The sequence below is a fragment of the Cerasibacillus sp. genome (assembly GCF_036516575.1).
Classification (GTDB): domain Bacteria; phylum Bacillota; class Bacilli; order Bacillales; family Amphibacillaceae; genus Cerasibacillus.
Map to the genome: position 1 here is coordinate 195068 of NZ_DATBTY010000073.1, position 25388 is coordinate 220455.

Consider the following 25388-nt stretch of genomic DNA (forward strand, 5'->3'; position numbering starts at 1 on the left):
GGGTAGCATGACTGTTGATACGGAACAGATTTACACGAAAGATTATATTGAGCAGTTTTCAAAGGATAGAAATGAACCAGAGTGGATGAAAACGTTACGCCTTGAAGCATTGGAACAGTCAGCGACTCTAGAAATGCCTAAACCTGATAAAACAAGTATTGTCAGATGGAATTTCAGTCGCTTTAAACATGATTATGTACAAGGTGAATCAATCGAATCATTGGAACATCTACCTGAAGAAATAAAAGATTTCTTTGACCCGGAGAATTTACCTGAGAACTTACTCATTCAAAGAAATAACTCCATTGCATATGCATCACTAAGCAATGAACTAAAAGAAAAAGGTGTTATCTTTACAGATATTTTCACAGCCTTACAAGAACACGAAGATCTCGTGAAAAAATATTACATGAAAGATGCTGTCTCTGTTGACGAACATCGTTTAACTGCTTTACATGCAGCACTTATGAATGGTGGTATCTTTGTATACGTTCCTAAAAACGTAGAAGTCAAGACCCCATTACAAGTCGTGTTCTGGCAAGAAGATCCAACAATTGCCTACTTCAACCATGTGATTGTTGTTGCTGAATCTAATAGTTCGGTCAATTATGTGGAAAACTATATTTCAAACAATGAAGATGAAACAGTTGCAAATATTGTTACGGAAGTTTTTGCCCATGATAACGCAAGAATCACATTTGGTGCGGTTGATAACTTTGCGACAGGAACTACGATTTATACGAACCGTCGCGGTGTTGCACATCGTGATGCAACGATTAATTGGTCAATCGGACAAATGAACGATGGAAACACGATCTTTGAAAACATTACAGAACTTGTTGGTGACAATTCATTATGTCATGCGAATACAGTGACGGTTGGTCGTGGGAAACAAATCCAAAACATTACGGCTAAAACAATCCACTGGGGTAGAAATGCAGAAGGTTATATTTTACAACACGGTGTCATGAAAGATAGCGCAAGTAATGTCTTTAATGGCATTGGTAAAATCGAAAACGGAGCATCTGGTTCTAACGCTGAGCAAACATCACGTGTCCTCATGTTGAGTGAAAAAGCACGCGGTGATGCGAACCCGATCCTTCTTATCGAAGAAGATGACGTTATGGCAGGTCACGCGGCTTCAGTCGGTCGAGTGGACCCATTGCAGCTATACTATTTAATGAGTCGTGGAATTACAAAACAAGAAGCGGAAAAGCTCATTATTCACGGATTCCTTGAGCCAGTTGTTTCACAATTACCACTTGAATCGGTGAAAAAACAACTAAAACAAGTTATTGAAAGGAAGATAAACTAATGGATGTTAAAGCCATTCGCGAGATGTTTCCGATTTTAAACCAGGAAATCAATGGTCATCCGTTAGTCTATCTCGATTCATCTGCAACGGCTCAAAAGCCGATTACAGTTATCGAAGCTGTCAATGAATATTACCGCAAAAACAATGCAAATGTTCATCGCGGTGTGCATACATTGGGCTCACGTGCTACTGATCAATATGAAGGGGCACGTGAGAAGGTTCGTCAGTTTCTCCATGCTAAAAGTACGGCGGAAATTATCTTTACCCGGGGAACGACCACTTCGATTAATATGGTCGCTTATGGCTATGCACGTCATCAATTAAAAAAAGGTGATGAAATTGTTCTAACGCCAATGGAACATCATAGTAATATTATTCCATGGCAACAAGCTGCGAAAGCAACAGGCGCCACATTAAAATATATTCCATTACAAGAAGATGGCACTGTTACTTTAGAAGATGTGAAAAAGACGGTGACAACGAACACAAAAATTGTTGCCATCGCACATGTATCGAATGTACTAGGAACGATTAATCCGATTAAAGAAATTGCTCAAATCGCGCATCAAAACGGTGCTATTCTTGTCGTTGACGGTGCTCAAGGTGCACCACATATGGAAGTTGATGTACAAGATTTAGATTGTGATTTCTACGCACTATCAGGTCACAAAATGGGCGCTCCAACAGGCATTGGTGTCCTCTATGGAAAGAAAGACTTGTTAGAAGTGATGGAACCTGTTGAATTTGGTGGCGAGATGATAGACTTTGTTGATCTATATGATTCAACATGGAAAGAACTCCCATGGAAATTCGAAGGTGGGACACCAATAATCGCAGGTGCCATTGGGTTAGGTGCGGCAATTGATTTCCTTCAAGATGTTGGAATGGATAACATTTTACAACATGAGGAAAAATTAGCTGACTACGCACTAGAAAAGATGCGCACCATTGATGGAATCGAGATTTACGGGCCTGAGAAAAGAGCAGCTCTTGTCACATTCAACTTAGATGATGTCCACCCACATGATGTCGCAACCGTTCTAGATGCAGAAGGAATCGCTGTCCGTGCGGGTCACCATTGTGCTCAGCCATTAATGAAATGGTTAGATGTAACAGCAACCGCAAGAGCAAGTTTTTATTTATATAATACGACTGAAGATATCGATCGATTAGTAGAAGGACTTCTAAAAACGAAGGAGTATTTCAATCATGTCTTTTAATAACCTAGATACATTATATCGACAAGTCATCATGGACCATTATAAAAGTCCACGAAATCGCGGTAAATTTGAAGGCGATGTTTTGACAGTCGATTTAAATAACCCGACATGTGGTGACAGAATTGAATTACAAATGAAAGTCGATGATGGTGTCATTGAAGACGTTAAGTTTTTAGGTGAAGGATGTTCCATCAGCATGGCCTCTGCATCAATGATGACAGAAGCCGTCAAAGGTAAAAAAGTTGACGAAGCACTGAAAATGTCAGAGCTTTTCTCTGATATGATGCTCGGTAAAGATATTGACTTTGATGAAATGGATTCTGGCGATATTGCAGCACTTCAAGGTGTATCACAATTCCCAGCCCGCATCAAATGTGCCACACTGTCTTGGAAAGCGATGGAACAAGGTGTGAAGAAAGAAGACTAAGTCAATGCGTTTTTTGAACACATTGAAAAATATTTAAGGGAGGTTGTAAGCAATGGCGAAAGATTTGCCAGTGTCTGATGAATATAAATATGGTTTTCGTGATAAAGACGTTTCGATTTTCCGTACTGAAAGAGGTTTAACACGTGAAGTCGTTGAAGAAATTTCTAAGATGAAAGAAGAGCCAGAGTGGATGCTTGAATTCCGCTTGAAATCATTAGAACATTTCTTCGAGCGGCCGATGCCAATGTGGGGAGGCGACTTATCAGAACTTGATTTTGATGAGATTGTCTACTACGTTAAACCATCAGAAAAACAAGGGCGTACATGGGATGAAGTGCCTGACGAAATTAAACAGACATTCGATAAATTAGGTATCCCTGAAGCAGAGCAGAAGTACCTAGCAGGTGTATCCGCACAGTATGAATCAGAAGTTGTATATCAAAGCTTACAAGAAGATTTAGAAGAAATGGGAATCATCTTTACCGATACAGATTCAGCCCTTAAAGAGCATGAAGAACTGTTTAAACAATATTTCGGAAAAGTTGTCCCACCAACTGATAACAAATTCGCAGCACTAAACTCAGCTGTATGGTCAGGTGGATCATTTATTTACGTTCCACCAGGTGTAAAAGCAACGACACCATTACAAGCATACTTTAGAATTAACTCGGAAAATATGGGGCAATTCGAAAGAACATTAATTATCGTTGATGAAGGTGCATCTGTCCACTATGTTGAAGGATGTACAGCACCAGTTTACACAACAAACTCACTACACTCAGCGGTCGTTGAAATCTTCGTTAAAGAGAATGCATATTGCCGTTACACAACCATCCAAAACTGGGCAAATAACGTCTATAACCTCGTTACAAAACGTGCAACATGTGACGCGAACGCCACAATGGAATGGATTGACGGTAACATCGGTTCTAAAGTAACGATGAAATACCCTGCGGTCTTACTAAGAGGTGAGGGTGCAAGAGGTAACACATTATCGATTGCTATCGCAGGAAGAGGTCAAACACAAGACGCTGGTGCGAAAATGCATCATTTAGCACCAAATACATCTTCATCCATCGTGTCTAAATCTATTTCAAAACAAGGTGGAAAAGTAAACTACCGTGGTCTTGTCCAATTCGGTCGTAAAGCAGACAACGCGAAAGCAACAATCGAGTGTGATACGTTACTTCTAGATAACGAATCGATTTCCGACACAATTCCATACAACGAAGTATATAACGATAACATCTCACTTGAACACGAAGCGAAAGTATCAAAAGTATCTGAAGAACAATTATTCTATCTCATGAGCCGCGGCCTAGGCGAACAAGAAGCAACAGAAATGATTGTCATGGGCTTCATCGAACCATTCACAAAAGAACTACCGATGGAATATGCGGTTGAGATGAACAGATTGATTAAGTTCGAGATGGAAGGATCTATTGGTTAATTAGTAAAATAAACCCCGTCACTGTGGTGTGGCGGGGTTTTTAGTTGTAAAGAGTGCCATATTCTGTGCTTCCAGAGGTTTAGTAAATACATTCCGAATATAGTACTGTTTCATGTCCTGTTTTACTTCGTTCAGAAACAACAAACATATATGTTATAATTATGGACGAAATTGCCAATTCATGATGCTAGTTCGGGAAACATCTTAGAAATCTGATACGATAAAAATACGTTAGAAGATAAACAAAGCAATCTATAAATAGGTATTTTAGGAGTGAAGAAATGGAAGTATTTGAAGAAGGTATAATAAGTGGTATAGGGTTTATTATAGCGATTATTGGACTCATCATATTTGGTATCGGTAAACAAATGCCATATATTCGTTTTTTCTTTGGTGATCGCAGCATGTTTAGTCAGTTTTTTTGGGGAGCAATTATCTTTTTTATTGGATTAGGTATCATTTATCTTGGAAGATTGTTTTGAATAGATATCTAATTTAAAAAGCTATTATTAACTAATCAATAGACTTACTAAGACTAATAAATAATGGAATTAGAGATTTTCCTATTTCACTTACACGATAAGTAATGTTAAGTTTGTATGGTAAATTGAAATCATTACGTGTTTAAAACACGATCATAGAAAGTCTATTGATTAATAGATTCTTACAAAGAATAAAATGGATGTGGTGATTTGAATACATTTGTTTGTTCTGACATTCATGGTGAGTATGAAGCATGGATGCAGGCTTTAAAGAAAAGCAAATTGAATTTAGAGGCTGGTGATCGACTCATTCTTATTGGTGATTTGATTGATCGAGGTAAAGGGAGTTTGAAATGTTTGACGTATGTTTTTAAGTTGATGGAAAAGTACCCGAGTCAAGTCACCTATCTAATGGGAAATCATGAGGAGATATTTTTAGATTTTGTCAATCGGCCGAAACCGGACAATCAATTCGATTATATGGAGATGATGAGATCTGGTGAAAGATGGATTCGGAATGGCGGCCTAGCAACAGTTCAGTCGATGTTCGATGAGTCTTTTGAAAGTTATTATGATCTTTATGAGATGTTAAATAAGAAGTATGTTGATCTGATACAGAAAATGAATGATCTCCCGCTGTATTTAATAGACGATGACAATCGATGCGTGTATGTTCATGCGGGATTTAAAAGTGGTGTTCCTCTCTCGAAGCAAAAGCGTGAAGATATGCTGTGGATTCGTCATGAATTTTATAAACAATTCAAAGCAATTTCCGGAGACGTTTTAAACGATAAATTAATTATTCACGGTCATACACCTGTTAAATATTTTTCTGATTGGAATGGAGAAGGATATTATCACGGTGGACATCATCTTTGTATAGATGGTGGTGCCTATGATGGCGGGGCGATACTTGTTTTAAAAGTAGAAGATTTGAGTTTTGTAGAAGTATCTTGTGATAAACTAATTTAAAATCACAAAAATGCTAGAGCCAAAAAATAATCATTATCTTATAGAATGACGGAGGAAATTATCCTCCGCCATCATTTCTTGAATTGTATTTAAAACTAATATAGTTAAGGGCCATAAATACTAAACTAAGTCCTAATGTCACAATGATTCCCATTGTCATTGTGAAATCTGTATTCAGTGTTTGTAATTGAATTTCATGTGTGATGACTTTATCTGTATCTATATAACTAAATGGGTTGTACGGGTGTGAAATCAAGGTTCCTACAAAGGTGAGAATTCCAACGATGATCATATTAAATATAGGTTCTTTTATAAATTGAGAAACGAGAAAATACATCGTATAAATCAGTAGACTCATAACAATGGCCAAAACTAGAGTCTGAGTTAAATATTTTTGCAAAGGGATAAAATGAAACGTATCTTCGACGATATTTCGATTCATGTATTCTGTTGTGTATCCATCATAAACAAGAATAGGATATTTCAAATCACCAAATCCATGCATGATTGTGCCGACTGCTATGGGTACGCCCAACATGATTAAGACAAAGAGTAATATTCCTAAGTAACCAGTGACATACTTGGTAAAAAATAATTTTGTTCGATGTAGTGGTAAGACTTGATAAAAACGAATATGGTTGTTTTTCTTTGTATCTGAAGAAAATGTATTTCCAAATATAAAACTACCAATTAAGATGATAATTGGAATATATAATGATTGAATAAGCTGATACAAATAGTAAATACCTTCTCTTCCATATCGCTTTGTCTCTTCTTGCCACAATGCCAATGTTCTTCCACTAAAACTATCATAGATTGTCGGTAAATACATGTTAGTTGTGATATTTTGCATAAACGGCTTAATATCATTTTCTAGCATATATTTGACTTCCTCATAGGAAGCTCGAAGTGTAAAATTTGTAATTTCTTGATTTTCAAAATTAGCATCTGCTGGTTCCTCTGGGGGAGGATAGGCAAAGAGCTTGAGCTGCTTTAATTCATGTTGAAAAATCTTTTTCCAATCTTCGTTTTGATAGGCTTCTTTCATCATTAGGTAATGCTCATGCGTTGAACGAGCATGTTCTTCCATAAATGTGGCCTCTTCCAATACTTCTTCATCTTTAGCTCGTTGTGCTTCTTTCTTTTTGATTTCCCAATCTACTTGATCTTGTTTATATAAATCAATTAAAAAATCGTTATGGTTTGTCACCTTTTTTTGCACCTGTTCAGCCAGATTGAAGTGAAGTAGGTAAATTGTAGAAACAGCTAATATACTCAACATGAGCATGACCCGTGTTGTTTTCTTTTTTATCAATCTTTTACTTTCAAATGAAAATATCCTCATGATTGATAATCCCTCCTTTGACTAGCTTTAATGGCTAGAAGGAGCATGATAATCGTGACCAAAAAGCTGAAAATGGCTCCCAACCAGGAAGCTGCTTCATGCTGTAACACTGTAAAATCTAAATCTTGATAACTCCAAGGAAGTAATGGGTGTGCGCCTCCGTTTTTAATGATTAATAAATTTATACTAAATAAAATGAATAAAACGATATGGACAATCAATGTGTTTTTTACAAGAAAAGAAAGACAAATAAAAACACTCATCAGTACGAATAGATAAATGACACTAAAAATAATCGATTGTTGTACGTAATCCCCTGCTGAAATAAATGTCATATCCTTAGTGAAAAACGGATAATTAAATAGACTCTTTACCTCGCTACCAAATAAACGAGAAATCGTATAAGCTGACAAGAAGACGACAAACAACCAAGCCATTCCTGCTAATACTAAACTGATCCATTTTGATACGACCATACGAGTAGATGATATAGGTAAAACATAGGTTAATTTAATCGTTTTATCATCAAACTCTCTCGCAATTGGTGTCCCGATGATGACTAATAAGATAAAAAATCCAAACGTATTGACAAGTAATTGAACAGTTTGTTTCATAAACACAGCCGGTTGAATAGAAATTGCAAGATTTTCTTTCGGTAATTCGTTTTTTAATAGTTTATTATTTAATTTGATTTCATCTTCCATTTCAGGTTGTGACATCGGATAGCGTTTGTCTAATGATTGGTAATGCATAGCTAATTCATACACATCATTTTCTAATTGTAGTGCCTTCATATGTCCATCCTCAGTTATATGTGTGATTAAATCTTGTAGTTTAGCATATAACGTTTTACCAACTTCTATTGATTCTTCAAGTGTTGAATCAGCACCTTCACCAATTTCAGATTGTCTCTTTTGATCCGTGACCAACTGTGATGTTACTTCAGATGAGTGATGACGGAAAAATTCCACACGTTCAGCTTTGACCATATCTTGTTGCATATCATTACGAATAAATAAACAGGCTATTAAAAGGATCGTCATTAGGAGAAAGAAGATAAAAACTCTTAAGCGACATAGTTTTTTCCATTCGAATTTGATCATATGCATCGCTCGTTAGCCTCGCTCAAAGTACGTTTCATACAATTTTTCAGAGCCAGAAACTTCTTTTTGTATATCTAAGATCGTCATACCGTTATTCTGAATCTGTTGAATGCATTCATTTAAATCCTTTTCTCCTATTATGACATGGATTGTTTCATTTTCATCGATGATGTTGTATCCGGCATCTTTTAATATTTGTTTTGCCATCGATTGATGAGATAGTTTGAATCTATACTCTGTTTTGGTATGTTCGCGACGATCAACTTCAATTAATTTTCCATCTTTTAAAAAGATAATCTGATTGGTTACACGATCAATTTCAGCTAAGTTGTGAGAGGATAAAATAATCGTTGTGCCATGTTTCACTAGTTCAAGAAGGATTTTACGCATCAGTATCGCACTTGATGGATCGAGACCATTTAATGGCTCATCCATGAATAAGAGCTTAGGTTTGTTGACTATTGAAAGAGCTACAAGTAAATGTTGTTTCATTCCAAGAGAGTATGTGCCGATCCTTTTATGTAAGTAACTTTCCATACCTACATATTCAGCGACTTCTTGAATACGACTCTTTGGTAATTCATGCACATCACATACATACTTTAGGTGGTCGTAACCTGTTAAGTAATGAAATAAAATCGTGTTGTCTTGCAAATAGGAAACCTTTTTAAAGATCTTAAAATTTTTATTCGACTCACCTAGCAACTCAATTTTCCCCGAATTAATCGGAATGATGTTACATATACAGTTTAGCAATGTTGTTTTGCCGACCCCATTAGGTCCAACTAATGCCCATATCCCTGGTTGTTCAATCGTTAAACTGACGTGATCAATGACCTGGTGGGATTTGTACTTTTTATGGACGTCCTGCAACACAAGTATAGATATTTCAATCACCCCTTTTAGATTAGATTGTAGCACTGGTTGCAGAAAATGCAATATATTTTAAAAATTTAATTTAGAACGCTGATAGACATCCTGAGTGATTTAATAAATACCGAGGTCATGCAAGTGGATCCTAATTCAATAGCTCTATTATTATTGAGACTTATTTTTGGTATTTTCAGAAATAAATTATCTTCGTATATAATGCAGTATAATTACTATAAAATGACATCCAATTCAAATAAGGCTCAGTGGATATAGTGACTTACAAATATTCATTAGCAGAAATTGCCCAGGTTTTGGAAGAACATACAACCATCATTTAGTCTGAAGCAACCAATCATAAAAAACTCCTGCCACTGCTAAAATGTGACAGGAGTTTTCTTTTATTTCACTAACTTCACCCGATAACTGAGACAACTAGAAAGTGACACGGTTTCGTTGTATGTCCATGTGTCAAAATCCATTGCACCACCGGGGTAGAATGCTTTTACTTTTAGGTTTGCTTGATTGGCAAGTGCTACAATGTCATCTGGTGAATAGCATGTCAATGTTTGTGTATACACGTTTTCAGGATTATCCTCATGCCACCACGTATCTGTCATCTCATTTGTTTCTTCTATAAACCCGTATTTACGGGCTACTTCTTTCGTTCCTAAAGGATACATACTCTTTCCATCTATCTTTTTCCAATAGTTTGGTTGATAAATATCAATCAGTGCAACCCCATCATTATTCATCCATTCATAGATTCGGTGCAATAGTAATAATTGATCGTCATCATTACCTACGCCAAAACCATCAATATAGAGGATGACATCGAACGTTTCATTAAGTGGTAAATCATTAAAACTCCCACAAAGTGATTTTACCGATGAAGGAATCGTTTTAGCAAATTCGACCATTTCTGGAACGAGCTCAATTGTTGTGACATCTTTTTTTCGATGTGCGATACTTCTTGCTAATTGGCCATTTCCAGCTCCGAGTTCTAATACAGTTTGAAAGTGTCTCCCGATTTGTTGTTCAATTTCATCGACTTCTTTGTCTAATATGGTTGTTAAATTTATAACGTTTTTAAAATCGTGAAACTGTTTTTTATAAAAATTTAACGCTTCTTCTAATTTCATTTATTGTTCCTCCTATCATATTTTGATTATGAGAGAAGGATTTTGTCTAAGTTACGTGTACCCATACGGATTCCTCCTTTAGGAAAAGTATATCATAAAACTCATAAGCTATCTGTTATTTTACGTGAGTGTGTAAATTGTGATGTAATAGTGTCAATTTTCAGGAGGGAAGGTAAAATAATTACAGGGGAGATTAATATGCCAGATTATTTACCCTATAAAAAATTTCTTTTTGCCTGTTTATTCGTTTGGGCACTCACTTTAGCTTCTATTAAACGAGTACCTAAAATAGAAATCACATTAAATGATGTCGATTTACCAAATGATTATTTGACAGTAGAGGGGTATGTTGTTTCCAAGAGATTTGGGATGATATGGTTGGCCGATGAGCCAATTAGTATTGGGAATAGATTATTCGCCTATATCACATCAAACTATGGTGTTGGAAGTGTTCAGGTGTTAAAACACGATGATGCTAGAAATTTGAACCTGTTTAGTGAACTGAAGATAAACCAAAAAGTACGTATATATGGTGATTATTTAATGGAATCGAATCCACCTAGAATTTCAGCTTATTGGATTGAGCACCTAACTAATGATAAATAAGGAAGATTTGCGGGAGAAAATTAACTACACAGAATAGGCGGTTAGTTTTTCGAATGGGTTTAAATTAGATTTTTATGTCTAGAATTCCATCTTAACAAAAGGTAAAAGACGATTTAGATGAATAGGAATATTATTTTATCAGAAGGATTTTTATTGAAAAAGGATTTCCTGACAACATCTATTTTATTACTAATTAATTCAATTGTAGTTGGTTGTTCATCGCATGAAAAAACAGAATTGAATCCAGATTATGCAGGAGTAGGTACTGAAATACCTGGTGGAATAGATGCTAGAATTGTACCTTTTGATTTTTTTTCTTTATGTGAGATAATCTATTAGTATTTTATGAATGAATTTGCCGTACACATCAAAAAATGTTTTTGAAAAAGGAATGAAATGCTAGTAGTTAGTATCACTCGCAGTAAGTTTTTCTCATCATGCTTATATACTTATTCTTGATGAGTTGACAGTGGGAATGGATAAGGTTTTCCCGGGCATTTATAAATCCCTTTCATGATTCTATGAGATATAACAGTTGTCTATATAACACATATAAAAGAGATAAAGGCTACTATTGTTAACTTTAATAGAAGCCTTTTTAATATATCTGTTCTTATTCAACATTAATCTTTCGTAACAGTCAATAAAATTGAAATCTAGTGGTAGTAAATAAAGTAATCTAGGGTTTTATTCCACCATATATTAGATGATAAATTATGATCTGAAAGATAAAGCTTGTTAGCTTTAGTAATATCCTTTAAAAAGGAGAATCCGATTAGTTTTAATTTGTCATTTATGTGGTTATTTGATGACCAAAGAGATATTAATTCACTAGAAAATAAGTTTATCATTCCATCGTTAAAAGATTTATTTTCATTAAAAGAATTCAACATTAAATTATTTGTTAAGTGATTTTCCTTTAATTGTTTTATTATAAAAAAAGATGAGCACAGTTGGTTATATATAGCTGCCATATGAACTTTATTACTATTAATTAATTCTAAGTAGTTCTCCAAAAACATTATATATTTTGGTAAAAATTGTAGCATCGATTGATTGTTTTTTATTAATGTGCTATGAATATGATCCACAATTATCACCATGATTGTTTTCACAGCGTTTACAATTACATGTACTATGGAGATTCCGTGATTTTTTACATTTTTGTTTATCATGTTTACATTTACAATTACTTATTAAGTGTTTACATGAATGATTTTGAAATATAGTAACGACATCTTCTAATTTCATTTGTAATAGTAATTGGGATTTCACTATTGAGCGAAGCATCTGATTAATTTCTTTGTTTAATTTAAAATAGTCATGAACACAAATATTATTATTTTTTAGTAAACGTTGAATCTTTTCTCCCTCTGCATTTAATATATGTGAAATACCAATTTCCTCCATTGCAATTGAGCTTAATAATAAATTAATGACCTCACATCTATCTAATGTAATATTAGGATCAATATCTGGGATATTTGGTAAGGACATAACAATCACCTCATATTATTACGTGCATTTTCTTTATTATATTCTTTAGGCTAATTTGTGGTGAACAATATTATTATTGTTTGTAACAATACCCCATACAAATGATTAGAGAATGCATAAGATGAATTAGATACAAAGTGTATTGAATATTGATATAAGGGGAGATGAATGATGTCACAACCGAATATACCAGATATAACACCTAGTATTAGTGTCACACGTGATGATGCAATAAATTTATTATTGTTATCCATAGCAATGGAAGAACTAGGATTAGCTCACATTGTAAATGCAGAAGGGGAAAAAATACAATATGCATTAGGTACTTTGCCTGGTTTAGAAGAAGATGTGACTCTTGACGATGTCCTAAAAGTTAATGACAGCGTACTTGAAACTTTAGCAGCAATAATGAGAAAAGAATTAGTGCTGGATAATAAACTTAAACAGGTAGTATCGCTAATTCCAAATGATGTAAATGGCACGGAAGGCCCCCCAGGCCCTCCAGGTCCCGAAGGCCCTCCAGGTCCCGAAGGTCCAGCAGGCCCCGAAGGTCCAGCAGGTCCCGAAGGTCCAGCGGGTCCCGAAGGTCCAGCAGGCCCCGAAGGTCCAGCAGGCCCCGAAGGTCCAGCAGGTCCCGAAGGTCCAGCGGGTCCCGAAGGTCCAGCGGGTCCCGAAGGTCCAGCGGGTCCCAAAGGTCCAGCAGGCCCCGAAGGTCCCGAAGGTCCAGCAGGCCCCGAAGGTCCCGAAGGTCCAGCAGGTCCCGAAGGCCCTCCAGGTCCCGAAGGTCCAGCAGGCCCCGAAGGTCCAGCAGGTCCCGAAGGTCCAGCAGGCCCCGAAGGTCCCGAAGGTCCAGCAGGTCCCGAAGGTCCAGCAGGTCCCGAAGGTCCAGCAGGTCCCGAAGGTCCAGCAGGTCCCGAAGGTCCAGCAGGCCCCGAAGGTCCCCCAGGTCCTGTCGTTGGTGAAGTTGGCTTCTCAGCACGTAGAAATGCGTCTAATGTTTCATCATCACAGCAGTTAGATAACTGGACTGCAACTACACCATTTTATGGAGGGTCAGGTTTTAATCCAACAACAGGAATTTATACTGTTCCAGAGGATGGGCGATACAATATAAATGCTATTATAAATTATAATACTACAGCTGCGATTTCAGTTGGTTTAGGTCCATCAGTTAATCCATCTTTTGTTGTAAGAAGAATAGCACCTACAACGACAGACTTATTGTCAGGGTTGTTCCCGATGATTAATACAAATATTGCTTTAGTATTAAACCTTAGAGCCATATTAGGAAGTTCCACAGTAATGTTATCTGGAGATGTTTTTCTAGAGCAGGGTGATCAAATTGGTATTTTTTATGAAGCTAGTGGTTTGAATATCGGAATAAATATAGGTGGCACCTCTGCAAATGGAACCGTTTGGTCAATGCACAAAATAGCTGATTAAAATGTAAATAATTTATTAGTAATAATAATCATTATTTTTATCATTGTAATTGAGTAATAAAACCATAAAGTGTTGGAATACATGAGGACAACTCTCGTAGTAAGTTGTCCTCTATTAGTTTTTTTAGAATTAATAGAGAACATACCGAGTGTATTACCAATTAAATATTAGTTATTATTTTTGTATTGGTAATTTGTATTTAATTCATTAAGTCCTACTTAGATAGTAAGCATAGACAATCCTCGAAACGAATAAAATGACGTGGTAAACTGAATCTTATCAGATAGGTGGAGGATTGTTTTATGTTAATCAATCAATTAAAAGAGGCACCTAAAAGTCGACTCATTTTTTATAGCATCGTTATTGTGAGTTGCCTGGCCTCTTTTATTTTTGTTTATCATAATCATTCATTTTATGATCGACCAATTGCGAAAGTCATTGACACGACGATTACAGATTCAGAGAGAATAATCGATGGATTACAAAATGAAGATGAACGCTTTACACAGAAAATAGAGGCTGTCGTTAAAAACGGTGAACATAAAGGAAAAACAATTTATTTAACGAATGAGTATTCATCATCTGGTGCGTATGATCAAGCGTTTCAACCAGGACATGAATTATTTGTTAAGATTGTCCAGACAGAAGATGAGGCATTGACCGGTTATATTATGAATGTGAAACGTGATAAATATGTTGTCATAACGGCATGGGTGTTTATTTTTACGTTACTCATGATTGGAAGAAGACAGGGTTTGTTTTCGGTGATGAGTTTAGGTATTAACATTGCTCTATTATCACTCGTCCTTGATTATTACGTGGAAAACCCCCAATCGAATTTATTATGGATCAGTGCGATGACGGTTATTTTGTTTACGATTATATCACTATTATTTGTGAGCGGCTTGAATGAAAAGACATATGCTGCGATTGTGACCACTTTAGTTGGGACGTTTGCTTCTTTATTAATTACATATGTTGTCTTATCGATGACTTCTGATAGTGGGATCTATTATGAAGGGATGTCCTTTTTAACACGTCCTTATCGATTAATCTTTTTGGCTGGGTTATTCATTGGATCACTTGGCGCTGTGATGGACGTTGCGATTACAATGTCGTCTTCCATCTTTGAGTTGTATGAAAAGAATAAAGATATATCTGTAAAACAGCTTAAAGAAACGGGACTGGAAATCGGAAGAGATGTGATGGGGACAATAACGAGTATTTTATTTTTTGCCTATGTGAGTGGTTCGCTTCCGATGCTTATTTTATATTTGAAAAATGGTGTTCCTTTTGGATTTACGCTTTCGATGAATCTATCATTAGAAATTGCGAGAGCTTTAGCTGGTGGTATTGGCGTCGTCTTAACGATACCGATTAGCTTATATACAGCGATTTTCTTTGTTCAGCGAAAGAGGGCGAGAGTATGAATGCAATCGGACTATTATCGGTTATTTTATTTACATTAATGGCTTTTGTGGGTGGAAAGCAAGGCGTACGTTCTTTCTTTGCATTGTTTTTAAACTTACTCGTTGTTATTTTAACGGTATTCTTTATATTGAATACATCAATTAATCTGCTAATCATTACATTGATCGCATGTGTCTTGATTAGTTGTATCAATCTCTTTTTTATCAATGAAATAAATGACAAAACAATAGCAGCATTCATTGCAACAATCATTACCGTCACCATCTTACTTCTCTTTATCCATTTGATGACAAAGTATGCGTTAATTCAAGGGTTTAGTGAAGAAGAAACAGATGAAATCAGTGGGTATTCTCTTTATATTGGTGTTGATTTTGTTAAAATAGCTACTTCCGTTATCATCATGAGTACGATTGGTGCGATTATGGACGTTGCGATATCCATCTCATCATCACTGCACCATTTGTTTAGGTTGAATCCGTTACTTACTAGGAAAGAATTATTTCAATCCGGCTTAAATATTGGTCGCGATATTCTTGGAACAGATGCGAACACGATATTCTTCGCCTTCTTTGGTGGTTATTTGGGACTGCTCATTTGGTTTAAAGATTTAGAGTATTCATTTGGAGAGATTGTCAACTCGAAAGTGTTTAGTGGAGAAATGATAACTATCTTTTGTGCGGGTATTGGTATTGCCTTAATTATTCCTATTTCTGCCTGGATGAGCACGTTTATTTTGATGCGGGATAAGGAGAAGTTGGATGAGCGGAAGACATCCCAGAATTGAGCGATAAGTGGGGGCGTTTGGAAATTTCTTAAGCTTAATTAAGCGGAGAAACAAGGTTTTGTCTCTCCGCGCTGTTTCAATGTGTTACAAGTCGATCTATTCGCTTGGAGTTATATCACATTGGGTGCTCCAATGCAATGTGTGTTTGCTTTTCACGATACATGGTAATAAACGGTTCGAATAATTTATTTAATAGATCTTTCATTTTTGTTGAAAAATCATCTAATAATTGAATGTATTCCCCTTTGAACAAGTAATCGCTCGATTCGTTCACAATTAGTTGGAACGAGAAAAGTCCCCCTGATTGAAGTCTCGCTGTATCAAAAAATATAATCATACTATAGTTGGGATATGACTTGAATGACCCCGACTAATACCGCTCCTGTAAGTGGAATACTCCGAAACAACTTTAACCCGAATGAGGTCTCGTGAAATTTGTCGAGTGGATTTTGGGTTGGTGATGCCAAGTAACGAATCAAACGTTCCCATCTCGTGGTCCTTATTTGTAATTTTTCCCTTGGTATGGGGACATGATATTCATCTAGCCACTTTTGTAAATCATCATCTATGAATTCATTTTTTGCCATTAAAATCCTCCTTCAATTGTTCTTTTAATATTTTTGTTGCATGATATAATCGTGACTTTACGGTGCCAATTGGAATATCTAGAATTTGCGCCATTTCATCTTGCGGTAAGTCTGCATAATATGCTAATAAAATAACAGCGCGGTGCTTTTCAGATAAACGAGCAATGGCTTGTTGAATGACCAATTTCTCATCCATAGAGAATACGGGTGTAGGAGTGGGGGCCAAAAATGGTAAGATTGTACGCCATTTTTTTCGACGGTTTAATTTATTTATTAGTAAGCGATATGCAATTTGAAAAAGATATGCTTTCACCGTACCCTTATGCTGATTATATTGATGCTTCTTCTTTTGTAATACTTCAAACGTGTCATGAACGATGTCAATACTGAGTTGTTCTTCACGAGTATATCGGTAGAGAAAAGAATATAATGTCTCGTATAGTCGTTCATACAACACAGTTAATCCTCTTACATCACCACTTTGATAGGCTTTCATCCATTCTTCATTCGTTCTCATTATTCGCATCCTTCATATGGGCTTTGATTGCTTTTAAAGTCATGGTCACACGTGAAACGAGATAACAAATAGTAACAATAACCCATGCTTGTGATTGATTTGTAAAGAATTGAACGAACGGATTTTCAATTGTTTCTCCAGATGATAGAAGGAAATTCAATGCTTGCACACAAATAATGGTATAAATCGCGACAATTAATGTTAACGTATCAAACACATTCCAACGCAAAAGAATTTTTGTCTTTTTATAGTTGATTTTTCCATTCTCTCGGACAATATACTTTCGATTCATTGGAATGGCAATCATTAGTATCAAGATTATCCAAATTCCCGTAACAATTAAGGATATAATCCAACCTATATCCATTGTTTCCACCTACTTTTGATATGTTTTTTTCGCTAATAGACTGAGTACAAAGCTAAAGAATAATAAAATAACTGCATATTTGCCGTAGGATAGCCACATATCATGTATTATATTGAGTTGATATTGTAACATATCATTTAAATACAGCATTGGATTCCAACTAAGAAAAATATAATAGTCTTGTGGGTTTTTCCCACTAATTGTTAAAAACATGGATGGCATTGTAATTGAAAATATGAATGTAATTAAAACCGGAACAAGCATGCTTTGTGCAATTTTTCCATTCTTGAAGATACCAGCTAAGATAAAACTGGTTGGATAGAATGCTAGAAATACAAAGTTACATATTAATAGAATAATGAAAAAGGATGGTAATGAAATGTGAATGATGATGGCATATGCTAATAAAATAAAAACTAATGAAACATTCATTAATAGGAAAACACCAATCCCCATACCGAAGTAATAGGTAAATGGAGACACATTCGTTCGTTTTAACCAATGGTATGTTTTGTTGGCTTTCAAATCCGCTAAATAGATTGTTGCTCCTGACAGAGAAAATGTGAAAAGAAGCATCATCAATGAAATGGGTAAGAATTGTCCTTTTATCAAATAGTCTACCGTATCTGGATTATTTATTAAACTGATTTTGGATATCCATGAACAAATAATAAATATGAATGCTGGAAACAAGTTTCCAAAAAGTACTCCTCTATTTCGAACTTGTTCTAAGATAAAACTTCGTGCAATTTGATTGGTCATTTCTTATACCCTCCTAACACTTGCCCCGTTACTTCAAAATAAATACCTTCGATTCCTGGAAAAGTAGTCTCCTTATACTTCTTTCTCAAATCATTCATTGTTCCTTGTTCCGTGATTTTTCCATTGTGTAAAATCAGTATGGAATCAAACAAATCTTCAAAACCTGCAATTTCATGGCTAATGATAATGAATAAACGATCTTGGTGTATTTGATTTTTTATAAATTCAGCAAAGACTTTTTTTCGTTGCAAGTCTAAAGTTGCAAAAGGTTCATCAAGAATGATGATTTTTTTATTTAATAAAAATGCCAGAATAATAGAGAGTGTTTTTTGTTGTCCGCCTGATATATTTTTTATTAGTGTTTGTTCAAATGATGAAACATCCAATAATGTGTAAAGTTCATTGATATCGTATGCATTTACAATTAGACGTTGGAATAATTGGATGACCTCTCGTACTTTTAAATGTGGATAACTATTAAAAAATTGATATTGTAAAGCGACGATGTCCGATACATTAGTGGATGAGTTATGCCACTGAATTGAACCACTTTCATATCCCTCATCACCTGCAATACATTTTGCTAAAGTAGATTTCCCAGCACCATTTGCTCCGAGTAGTAAATAACATTTTCCTTCTTCAAATGTTGCTGAAACTTCGTCCAAGACAGTATTGGTGTCATATCTTTTTACAAGATTTTCTATTTGCAGCATGATTAATTGTCTCCTTTCTATTCTTGCCTTCACTAACTATACAAACGACGGAGAAGAAACGTTCAATTTAATTTTAAAAATGAATAAAGAGCCTTGATATTTAAATTTTCAGTACATATAATGAGATACAATTATAGGTGTTACAGCAAATATTTGAAGAATTTAAAAATCACAATGCTAATGATAGAAATATATTGGGAGAGAAACGGTTAGAAGATGTGTAAATAGAATGGTGAAATTTTTATTCGAAAACTATAACAATATCGTATTGAAGCAGGTGGGCTTTCATTGTCATACAGACTGATTCATCATATAGAATTGTACGTTTCGAATATAAAAAAGTCATGTGATTTTTGGAGCTGGTTTTTAGGAGAGTTAGGTTACAACCCTTATCAGCAATGGAAAAGTGGACAAAGCTTTAAAAGGGGGGAACATATATCGTTTTTGTTCAAGCAGATGAAAGTTTTTTAGATATTCCATACCATAGGAAAAGAGTAGGCTTAAATCATTTAGCCTTTTATGCAAAATCACGTCAACACGTTGATGACATAACTAGTAAATTAAAAGAAAAAGACGTTCAAATTCTTTACACAGAAAAGCATCCTTTTGCAGGTGGAGAGGAACACTATGCGGTTTATTTTGAAGACCCAGATCGAATAAAAGTTGAATTGGTAGCGCCTCACTAGGATAAATGAAATACTTCAACTATAGAAACTATACCTTCAACACCATCTAAAAAAGCTTCCAAAACAATATATCGAGAAGCATGATTACTAAGCTGCTTCTTAGATGAAAAACATTTCAGAAAAATGTATAATGATATTAAGCTATATTCAACAAAGAAAAGTCATATAAATTCCTATAGTGAATATTTGAGTAAAGAGGTGAGATAAAAGCAAAGGATGATATCTTGAGTTAGTTTTCGGAATATTATAACATTAGGGGGAGGAATCGAAAAATGAATAAAAAGCTTTTAACTGTTTTAGTTATTGCTTTAATCGCTACTGCGCTGAAATTGCCTTCCTATTATGCCGAAGAATCGGATAAACAAACTGAATTAGACACACAGAGGATCGTTATATCAAATGATAAAGCAGATAAACATCAAGAAATCACGAATGAAGAGCTAGAAGATCTGACATTAATAGCTGAAAGTGAAGGGATTACTTTGGAGGAAGCGATTGAGCGTTTCGGTTGGCAGAGTGATTTTGTCCGTGTAGCGAATGAACTTGAAGAAACTTATCCTGATACATTTACTGGAGCTACTTTCAATGAAAATAGAGGAGCATGGTTCGGATTTAAAGGAGAGATTCCTAAAGCAGCCATTGATTTAGTGAATCAATTACCTGGTAATAGCGAGGTCGTAGGTCGAATTGGTTATTCTGAATCGGAATTGGAAAAAGAACGCGATACTATTCACGATAAGGTTTATCAGCTTGATAACATTGTAGATGTTAGTAGCCATTATAATATCGGAAACGGTGTTATTATAGTCGAACTTCAATTAATAGATTCTTTATCATCTCAAGAACGGAAACAAATCATGGAAAAACTCATGCAAATTCAACCAAAAAGCAAATCCATCTCTGTTGAATATGAATTAGTTGAACAGCTAGAAAGTGGAAATGATAATGATATATAAAAATTAAATTAACTTTAAAAAACCGAAATAAGTCATGTAGCCCGCTTTATTATTTAATAGCTTGAATCCTATTTGAGATAAGTTATTTTAAGGAGGAACATGCAAGAGGGTGTTAAGAATTATATCAATGTTCAGATATAATTCTTTTTTTATATTTACCATGATTTAATAAATAGTGCACTAAACTAAATATGATACGATATAACCGAAAGTATTAAATAATAGCATGCAAGTAGGAAGTGATTCAATGACACGAATTTTATATATTGAAGATGAGCCAGAGATTGCCTCTTGGTTAAAAGAGGAAATGGTTGAATATGGGTATGACGTCTATGCGTATGAATCATTTGAAGCATTTGAAGAAAGTGGGGAAAGTGTTGAATTCGATGCTGTCATTCTTGATATTATGTTACCGGGGTTAGACGGTTTTTCGATTGCAAGAAAATTAAAGCGAAAACACACTGAACTTCCGATTTTATTATTGTCAGCTCGATCGATGTTAGATGATAAATTGGATGGTTTACAGATAGCAGATGATTATGTGACGAAACCATTTCACCCCGCTGAAGTCATAGCACGAATTGAAGTATTGCTCAGACGTTTTAATAAAAAAGATGATGTACTTTATTTACAACATCTAAAAATCGATTTAAAAGACTTTCAAGTTGTTGATATGGATGCTGGTGAAGAAATCGTTTTAACACAGACACAGTATGGACTGCTTCAATATTTTATTACGCACTTAAAGCAAATATTAACGAAGGAACAATTATATGAAGCGGTATGGAAAGAGCCGTACATAGATGGGGATAAAACGTTGATGGTTCATATCCGTTATTTACGTGAGAAAATTGAAAAGGATCCTTCCCACCCAACGATTATTGAGACAGTGCGTGGGATTGGCTATCGGGTAAGAACATGAAAAAAATAAGACGTTCTCTCTTATTAAAATATATATTCTTATTTCTCTTTGCCATCGGTTTTATTCAAATAGTAGTTATGTTGTATATGCTCACGATAAATGTCGATCGATTATTCAAAGAGCAACCAACAAGTGTAGATATTGAGGAACGTTGGGCTAAAGATATGAAACATGCATCTCCGGAAACATTAGAAAATGTTGTAACGCAATGGCATCATGAGTATCCATCAGCAAGCTTCTTTTATGTAGATGGAGGTGGTATGTTAAAAAAGCAATGGTACCGAAAAGACGGTGATGACTTACCAAAACAGTGGGATGCGATGCGCACAACAAAATTTATTAAATCACGATATGACAGTGATCCGTTTACAGTGATCCAATTTATTGGCGACGATTTAGATAATGGTTTTGCAGTACTGGAAATCGATCGTGCGATTTTTGAAACGAATAAACTTGATGACCGATTTATCATTATTGCGATTGTCTTATTCATTGTATTTATCTTTGTATCAATCCTTTTCTTTTTACGTATTTTAAAACGTCTCGTTCAACTGGAAAATGCAATGACGGTTCGTGAAGTAGACGGATTACCCATTAAAATCGAAGTGAAGAAAAAAGATGAAATTGGTGCAGTGGAACTAGCGTTTAATCAGATGGTTGATGAGTTGCGAGAGGCAAAAAAACAAGAGCGACGTGAGGAACAACTTCGCCGAGAATTAATTGCTAATTTATCACATGATTTGAAAACACCACTTACAAAAATGCGCGCACAGCTACGTCACTTTGATAAGAAAGAAACAAAGGAAATTGATGCGTCGATTGATCAGATGAGTGCTTTAATAGAGAATTTAATGGCCTATACGTTACTAACGGCTGATAAAATGCTTTATAAACCAGAAGACGTACGCATTGATCGGTTAGTTAATCGAATTGTAGCATCATGGTATCCTGCCTTTGAGCAAGCCGGATTTTATGTTGAACTTAAAACAACACAAGCAATGTGGACAGTTGATGCCATATGGTTCGAGCGAATCATTGATAATTTATTACAAAATGTATTAAGGCATGCAGACAAAGGTAAATATGTTGGAATCAGAGTTAGTGTAGATGCTGTTATTATTCAAGATAACGGAGAAGGGATTCAGACCAATGCGCAAACAAAAGGTGCAGGAATAGGTTTGTCAATTGTTCGTTTAATGGCTGATAAAATGGATTTACAAGTGGAAATAGCTAGTTCTAAAGAAGGGACAACAGTCCGTATTGGAAAATAAGTCACTCTGGTGGCTTATTTTTTATTTTAAACGAAATTTAAACAAAGCATACCGTGAATTTAACCTCTATTCCGTATAGTTAACTATGAGGTGACAATTCATGGGATATATTGTAGAAACAAAACATTTAACAAAAGCTTTTAATAAACATAAAGCGGTAGAAAATGTTCATTTAAATATTCAAAAGGGAGACATATACGGATTTCTTGGGCCTAATGGTGCAGGAAAATCAACAACAATCCGGATGTTATTAGGGTTAACATATCCGACAAGCGGGGACATTCGCATTTTCGGTCAGGACTTAAAACAAAATCGTATCAAAATATTACATCATGTTGGTTCACTCGTTGAAAATCCGTCGTACTATCCACATTTAACAGCTTATGAAAATTTAGAAGTTGTACGTAAAGTATTACAAGTACCGAAAGAGAGAATTTCTGCTGTGTTACAGTTGGTCCGTTTAAAGCATGTCGCAGATAAGAAAGTGAAAGGTTTCTCGCTTGGGATGAAACAGCGTCTCGGGATTGCTGCGGCTTTATTGCATCAACCTAAATTGTTAATTTTAGATGAACCTACAAATGGTCTCGACCCAGAAGGTATTATTGAAATCCGTACATTGATGAAAAATCTAGCAAATCAAGGCATAACGATTCTTGTTTCAAGCCATATGCTATCAGAAATTGAACAAGTTGCCACAACAATAGGGGTCATTGTGAAAGGAAAATTAATTTATCAAAATAATATGTCGGAGTTACGAAAACTTGCTAAAAGTCGTATCCGTTTACGCGTAAGTGATATGTTTCAAGCCCAAAAACTAATCAGAGGCATGGTTAAGGATGAATGGCTATATACGAAAAGTCAAACGGATCAAGAAGTTGCCCAGCTAATTGCTAAGCTTGTTCAACATGATATAAGTATATATCGTGTTGAGGAGGAAAAACGCTCTCTTGAGTCCATATATTTACAAATGGTGAATGGGGCGAATAAACAATGATGACATTAATGCGGGCAGAATTTATAAAAATCCGTCGTAAAGGGTTTCTATTCCTAGCATGTCTTGGTGCATTTGGTGTTGTCGCTTTACAAATGGTGAACTATGGCGTTCGCAAGGATTATTTATTGTCCTTAAGTGAAGATGATTGGAGTTATTATTTACTCAATGTACAATCCTTTATTCCGATAGCGATTGTTCTTGGTGTTACGATTTTAACGTATCAAATTGCGAATATAGAAGATGAAACGAATGCGTGGAAACAACAATTAGCATTGCCGATTTCAAAGATAGGATTATACACGGCTAAGTTTTTAACGGTAAGTTTTTTTCTTGCTGTTGCCTCGTTTCTTCTGGCAATTTTTACTTTTATATATGGGCTGACGCTTGATTTCACTCAGGCTGTTCCAATCAAAGAGTTACTTCGGCAGAGCTTTTATCCTATGTTTGCTGTGATGCCAATTTTGGCTTTTCAGCTTTGGCTATCACTCGTATGTAGAACACCGTCGATTCCAACTACTGCTGGCATTGTCCAGTTTTTATTAACATATTCCGCTTATTCGTTACCAGACTGGACACCATGGAAATGGGTATTATTACCAGAACCACGGCTGAATGTCGGATTAGGGATGATGTTTGGTTTAATTATTTTTATTATTGGAATTTACGATTTTTACAGAAGGGATGTGAAGTAAATGATGTATTCTCTTTTACAAGCAGAATGGCATAAGCTGAGAAGGACGCAAGTTTATGGTTTGCTTTTGGTAGGGCCATTATTATCATTATTGATTGGGATTATGAATCCGATGTTTAAAGAAATCGATGAAGCCGACCCTTGGTATATGTTACTTTTGTTTATGAACTTGCCTTATGCGCTTTTATTTTTACCACTTGTAACAGGTGTTATTGCAGGAATAATCTGCCGTTATGAACATCAGGCTGGAGGATGGAAACAACTCGCTACACTGCCTGTGAATCGTGCAAATATTTACGTTGTGAAATTTATTATGATCGCATTAATCGTCCTAGCCATTCAATTAACATATGGAATCGTTGTTTATCTTGCTGGAACAATCAATGGCTATGAAGAAGCGTTTCCGTTGCTAGTTGTATTGAAGATGATTATAGGTGGTTGGTTAGCAACATTTCCGATGATCGCGATTCAATTGTGGGCCGCGATGAACTGGCGTAGTTTTGCTGTTGCGTTTACGATAAATGTTGTATTGACTTTGCCATCTATTTTAGCAATTAACTCAGAACGATTCGGTCCGTATTACCCTTGGGCACAAGCATTTTTTATGATGTATGTGAATGATGAGTCGGGAATGTTTTTCGTGCCGTTGACACAGTTTTTATTGGTTACTTGTGGAAGTTTTATTATATTCTTTGCTCTTGGGTTACTTACATTTTTTCGGAAATCAATTTCTTGAATAGCATAGCAAGTGATTTTATTTCTCTATATAGATGGAAGCGGGATGTTGAAAGGCATCTGAAATGAAATACGCGGAGAAAGTTTGGAGAATCTCCGC

General features: G+C 35.5%; 27 protein-coding genes and 1 pseudogene. 18 read left to right on the top strand and 10 right to left on the bottom strand.

What is annotated here, in order from left to right; translation table 11 throughout:
- The first annotated feature begins 7 nt into the window (after positions 1 to 7).
- The 6 genes from sufD to VIG73_RS12940 all read left to right on the top strand — a co-directional run bounded on the left by sufD (position 8) and on the right by VIG73_RS12940 (position 5866).
- Positions 8 to 1315 (top strand): Fe-S cluster assembly protein SufD, encoded by a 1308-nt coding sequence (gene sufD / locus VIG73_RS12915; RefSeq protein WP_331642649.1) that lies wholly within the window; start codon positions 8 to 10, stop codon positions 1313 to 1315.
- The gene (locus tag VIG73_RS12920; RefSeq protein ID WP_331642650.1) at positions 1315 to 2535 is read left to right on the top strand and encodes a cysteine desulfurase; all 1221 of its coding nucleotides are present in this window, start codon (positions 1315 to 1317) and stop codon (positions 2533 to 2535) included. The genes sufD and VIG73_RS12920 overlap by 1 nt, the downstream gene beginning before the upstream one ends.
- Positions 2525 to 2962, top strand: a complete 438-nt coding sequence (sufU, locus tag VIG73_RS12925) for a Fe-S cluster assembly sulfur transfer protein SufU (protein WP_331642651.1) — start codon at positions 2525 to 2527, stop codon at positions 2960 to 2962. Before VIG73_RS12920 ends, sufU begins: the two co-directional genes overlap by 11 nt.
- A 52-nt stretch (positions 2963 to 3014) precedes the next feature.
- A complete protein-coding gene (sufB, locus tag VIG73_RS12930) occupies positions 3015 to 4412 on the top strand; it encodes a Fe-S cluster assembly protein SufB (RefSeq protein ID WP_146934182.1) in 1398 nt (465 codons plus the stop codon).
- A 281-nt stretch (positions 4413 to 4693) separates the two neighbouring features.
- A complete protein-coding gene (locus VIG73_RS12935; protein WP_331642655.1) occupies positions 4694 to 4894 on the top strand; it encodes a hypothetical protein in 201 nt (66 codons plus the stop codon).
- Between the two features lie 210 nt (positions 4895 to 5104).
- Entirely contained in the window at positions 5105 to 5866 is a 762-nt protein-coding gene (locus tag VIG73_RS12940) for a metallophosphoesterase family protein (RefSeq protein WP_331642657.1), read from the top strand.
- A gap of 58 nt (positions 5867 to 5924) precedes the next feature.
- Here VIG73_RS12940 and VIG73_RS12945 read toward each other — a convergent pair whose 3' ends face one another.
- From VIG73_RS12945 to VIG73_RS12960, 4 genes are all read right to left on the bottom strand, one after another.
- Positions 5925 to 7211, bottom strand: coding sequence for a hypothetical protein (locus VIG73_RS12945; RefSeq protein ID WP_331642659.1), 1287 nt, complete (start codon positions 7209 to 7211; stop codon positions 5925 to 5927).
- Positions 7208 to 8314, bottom strand: coding sequence for an ABC transporter permease (locus VIG73_RS12950; protein ID WP_331642661.1), 1107 nt, complete (start codon positions 8312 to 8314; stop codon positions 7208 to 7210). The genes VIG73_RS12945 and VIG73_RS12950 overlap by 4 nt, the downstream gene beginning before the upstream one ends.
- Positions 8315 to 8326: 12 nt before the next feature.
- A complete protein-coding gene (locus tag VIG73_RS12955) occupies positions 8327 to 9211 on the bottom strand; it encodes an ABC transporter ATP-binding protein (protein WP_331642663.1) in 885 nt (294 codons plus the stop codon).
- A gap of 374 nt (positions 9212 to 9585) precedes the next feature.
- Positions 9586 to 10326, bottom strand: coding sequence for a class I SAM-dependent methyltransferase (locus tag VIG73_RS12960; protein ID WP_331642664.1), 741 nt, complete (start codon positions 10324 to 10326; stop codon positions 9586 to 9588).
- A 198-nt stretch (positions 10327 to 10524) separates the two neighbouring features.
- Between VIG73_RS12960 and VIG73_RS12965 the strand changes: the two genes are divergently transcribed.
- Positions 10525 to 10932 carry a DUF3221 domain-containing protein gene (locus VIG73_RS12965; RefSeq protein WP_331642665.1) on the top strand — a complete coding sequence of 136 codons (408 nt, stop codon included), beginning with the start codon at positions 10525 to 10527 and terminating at the stop codon, positions 10930 to 10932.
- Between the two features lie 117 nt (positions 10933 to 11049).
- Positions 11050 to 11271, top strand: coding sequence for a hypothetical protein (locus tag VIG73_RS12970; protein WP_331642666.1), 222 nt, complete (start codon positions 11050 to 11052; stop codon positions 11269 to 11271).
- A gap of 735 nt (positions 11272 to 12006) precedes the next feature.
- Here VIG73_RS12970 and VIG73_RS12975 read toward each other — a convergent pair.
- Positions 12007 to 12429: a hypothetical protein gene (locus VIG73_RS12975; protein WP_331642667.1), complete on the bottom strand. Its 423-nt coding sequence runs from the start codon at positions 12427 to 12429 to the stop codon at positions 12007 to 12009.
- Between the two features lie 171 nt (positions 12430 to 12600).
- Between VIG73_RS12975 and VIG73_RS12980 the strand changes: the two genes are divergently transcribed.
- From VIG73_RS12980 to VIG73_RS12990, 3 genes are all read left to right on the top strand, one after another.
- On the top strand, positions 12601 to 13872 hold the full coding sequence (locus tag VIG73_RS12980; protein ID WP_331642669.1) for a hypothetical protein: 1272 nt from the start codon (positions 12601 to 12603) through the stop codon (positions 13870 to 13872).
- 302 nt (positions 13873 to 14174) lie between these two features.
- Complete coding sequence (locus VIG73_RS12985; protein WP_331642671.1) at positions 14175 to 15302, top strand: YibE/F family protein; 1128 nt, start codon at positions 14175 to 14177, stop codon at positions 15300 to 15302.
- Positions 15299 to 16087 (top strand): YibE/F family protein, encoded by a 789-nt coding sequence (locus VIG73_RS12990; RefSeq protein ID WP_331642673.1) that lies wholly within the window; start codon positions 15299 to 15301, stop codon positions 16085 to 16087. Before VIG73_RS12985 ends, VIG73_RS12990 begins: the two co-directional genes overlap by 4 nt.
- A gap of 338 nt (positions 16088 to 16425) precedes the next feature.
- Here VIG73_RS12990 and VIG73_RS12995 read toward each other — a convergent pair whose 3' ends face one another.
- From VIG73_RS12995 to VIG73_RS13015, 5 genes are read right to left on the bottom strand one after another with little or no spacing between them, the layout of a single operon-like run.
- The gene (locus VIG73_RS12995; RefSeq protein ID WP_331642675.1) at positions 16426 to 16674 is read right to left on the bottom strand and encodes a hypothetical protein; all 249 of its coding nucleotides are present in this window, start codon (positions 16672 to 16674) and stop codon (positions 16426 to 16428) included.
- Positions 16661 to 17170: an RNA polymerase sigma factor gene (locus VIG73_RS13000; protein ID WP_331642808.1), complete on the bottom strand. Its 510-nt coding sequence runs from the start codon at positions 17168 to 17170 to the stop codon at positions 16661 to 16663. The genes VIG73_RS12995 and VIG73_RS13000 overlap by 14 nt, the downstream gene beginning before the upstream one ends.
- A 7-nt stretch (positions 17171 to 17177) precedes the next feature.
- On the bottom strand, positions 17178 to 17558 hold the full coding sequence (locus VIG73_RS13005; RefSeq protein WP_331642677.1) for a group-specific protein: 381 nt from the start codon (positions 17556 to 17558) through the stop codon (positions 17178 to 17180).
- A gap of 9 nt (positions 17559 to 17567) precedes the next feature.
- Positions 17568 to 18320 (bottom strand): ABC transporter permease, encoded by a 753-nt coding sequence (locus tag VIG73_RS13010; RefSeq protein WP_331642679.1) that lies wholly within the window; start codon positions 18318 to 18320, stop codon positions 17568 to 17570.
- The gene (locus VIG73_RS13015) at positions 18317 to 19033 is read right to left on the bottom strand and encodes an ABC transporter ATP-binding protein (protein WP_331642681.1); all 717 of its coding nucleotides are present in this window, start codon (positions 19031 to 19033) and stop codon (positions 18317 to 18319) included. Before VIG73_RS13015 ends, VIG73_RS13010 begins: the two co-directional genes overlap by 4 nt.
- Before the next feature lie 288 nt (positions 19034 to 19321).
- Here VIG73_RS13015 and VIG73_RS13020 point away from each other — a divergent pair.
- The 7 genes and pseudogenes from VIG73_RS13020 (at position 19322) to VIG73_RS13050 (ending at position 25289) form a co-directional block, all read left to right on the top strand.
- Positions 19322 to 19719, top strand: a pseudogene (locus VIG73_RS13020) (VOC family protein).
- 272 nt (positions 19720 to 19991) lie between these two features.
- Entirely contained in the window at positions 19992 to 20675 is a 684-nt protein-coding gene (locus VIG73_RS13025) for a hypothetical protein (protein ID WP_331642683.1), read from the top strand.
- A gap of 247 nt (positions 20676 to 20922) precedes the next feature.
- A complete protein-coding gene (locus tag VIG73_RS13030; protein ID WP_331642685.1) occupies positions 20923 to 21597 on the top strand; it encodes a response regulator transcription factor in 675 nt (224 codons plus the stop codon).
- Positions 21594 to 22868 (top strand): HAMP domain-containing sensor histidine kinase, encoded by a 1275-nt coding sequence (locus VIG73_RS13035; RefSeq protein WP_331642687.1) that lies wholly within the window; start codon positions 21594 to 21596, stop codon positions 22866 to 22868. Before VIG73_RS13030 ends, VIG73_RS13035 begins: the two co-directional genes overlap by 4 nt.
- Positions 22869 to 22968: 100 nt before the next feature.
- Complete coding sequence (locus VIG73_RS13040; protein WP_331642689.1) at positions 22969 to 23862, top strand: ABC transporter ATP-binding protein; 894 nt, start codon at positions 22969 to 22971, stop codon at positions 23860 to 23862.
- Positions 23859 to 24554 (top strand): ABC transporter permease, encoded by a 696-nt coding sequence (locus VIG73_RS13045; RefSeq protein WP_331642691.1) that lies wholly within the window; start codon positions 23859 to 23861, stop codon positions 24552 to 24554. The genes VIG73_RS13040 and VIG73_RS13045 overlap by 4 nt, the downstream gene beginning before the upstream one ends.
- Entirely contained in the window at positions 24555 to 25289 is a 735-nt protein-coding gene (locus VIG73_RS13050; RefSeq protein WP_331642693.1) for an ABC transporter permease, read from the top strand.
- The last annotated feature ends 99 nt before the right edge of the window (positions 25290 to 25388 follow it).

Coding starts and splice junctions, on each gene's coding strand:
- VIG73_RS13000 (WP_331642808.1), bottom strand. CDS start 17,170: ATGAAAGCCTATCAAAGTGGTGATGTAAGAGGATTAACTGTGTTGTAT.
- VIG73_RS13010 (WP_331642679.1), bottom strand. CDS start 18,320: ATGACCAATCAAATTGCACGAAGTTTTATCTTAGAACAAGTTCGAAAT.
- VIG73_RS12995 (WP_331642675.1), bottom strand. CDS start 16,674: ATGGCAAAAAATGAATTCATAGATGATGATTTACAAAAGTGGCTAGAT.
- VIG73_RS13040 (WP_331642689.1), top strand. CDS start 22,969: ATGGGATATATTGTAGAAACAAAACATTTAACAAAAGCTTTTAATAAA.
- VIG73_RS12985 (WP_331642671.1), top strand. CDS start 14,175: ATGTTAATCAATCAATTAAAAGAGGCACCTAAAAGTCGACTCATTTTT.
- VIG73_RS12975 (WP_331642667.1), bottom strand. CDS start 12,429: ATGTCCTTACCAAATATCCCAGATATTGATCCTAATATTACATTAGAT.
- sufB (WP_146934182.1), top strand. CDS start 3,015: ATGGCGAAAGATTTGCCAGTGTCTGATGAATATAAATATGGTTTTCGT.
- VIG73_RS12950 (WP_331642661.1), bottom strand. CDS start 8,314: ATGATCAAATTCGAATGGAAAAAACTATGTCGCTTAAGAGTTTTTATC.
- sufD (WP_331642649.1), top strand. CDS start 8: ATGACTGTTGATACGGAACAGATTTACACGAAAGATTATATTGAGCAG.
- VIG73_RS13005 (WP_331642677.1), bottom strand. CDS start 17,558: ATGGATATAGGTTGGATTATATCCTTAATTGTTACGGGAATTTGGATA.
- VIG73_RS12970 (WP_331642666.1), top strand. CDS start 11,050: ATGAATAGGAATATTATTTTATCAGAAGGATTTTTATTGAAAAAGGAT.
- VIG73_RS12945 (WP_331642659.1), bottom strand. CDS start 7,211: ATGAGGATATTTTCATTTGAAAGTAAAAGATTGATAAAAAAGAAAACA.
- sufU (WP_331642651.1), top strand. CDS start 2,525: ATGTCTTTTAATAACCTAGATACATTATATCGACAAGTCATCATGGAC.
- VIG73_RS13050 (WP_331642693.1), top strand. CDS start 24,555: ATGATGTATTCTCTTTTACAAGCAGAATGGCATAAGCTGAGAAGGACG.
- VIG73_RS13025 (WP_331642683.1), top strand. CDS start 19,992: ATGAATAAAAAGCTTTTAACTGTTTTAGTTATTGCTTTAATCGCTACT.
- VIG73_RS13030 (WP_331642685.1), top strand. CDS start 20,923: ATGACACGAATTTTATATATTGAAGATGAGCCAGAGATTGCCTCTTGG.
- VIG73_RS12920 (WP_331642650.1), top strand. CDS start 1,315: ATGGATGTTAAAGCCATTCGCGAGATGTTTCCGATTTTAAACCAGGAA.
- VIG73_RS12990 (WP_331642673.1), top strand. CDS start 15,299: ATGAATGCAATCGGACTATTATCGGTTATTTTATTTACATTAATGGCT.
- VIG73_RS12935 (WP_331642655.1), top strand. CDS start 4,694: ATGGAAGTATTTGAAGAAGGTATAATAAGTGGTATAGGGTTTATTATA.
- VIG73_RS13035 (WP_331642687.1), top strand. CDS start 21,594: ATGAAAAAAATAAGACGTTCTCTCTTATTAAAATATATATTCTTATTT.
- VIG73_RS12980 (WP_331642669.1), top strand. CDS start 12,601: ATGTCACAACCGAATATACCAGATATAACACCTAGTATTAGTGTCACA.
- VIG73_RS12960 (WP_331642664.1), bottom strand. CDS start 10,326: ATGAAATTAGAAGAAGCGTTAAATTTTTATAAAAAACAGTTTCACGAT.
- VIG73_RS13015 (WP_331642681.1), bottom strand. CDS start 19,033: ATGCTGCAAATAGAAAATCTTGTAAAAAGATATGACACCAATACTGTC.
- VIG73_RS12965 (WP_331642665.1), top strand. CDS start 10,525: ATGCCAGATTATTTACCCTATAAAAAATTTCTTTTTGCCTGTTTATTC.
- VIG73_RS13045 (WP_331642691.1), top strand. CDS start 23,859: ATGATGACATTAATGCGGGCAGAATTTATAAAAATCCGTCGTAAAGGG.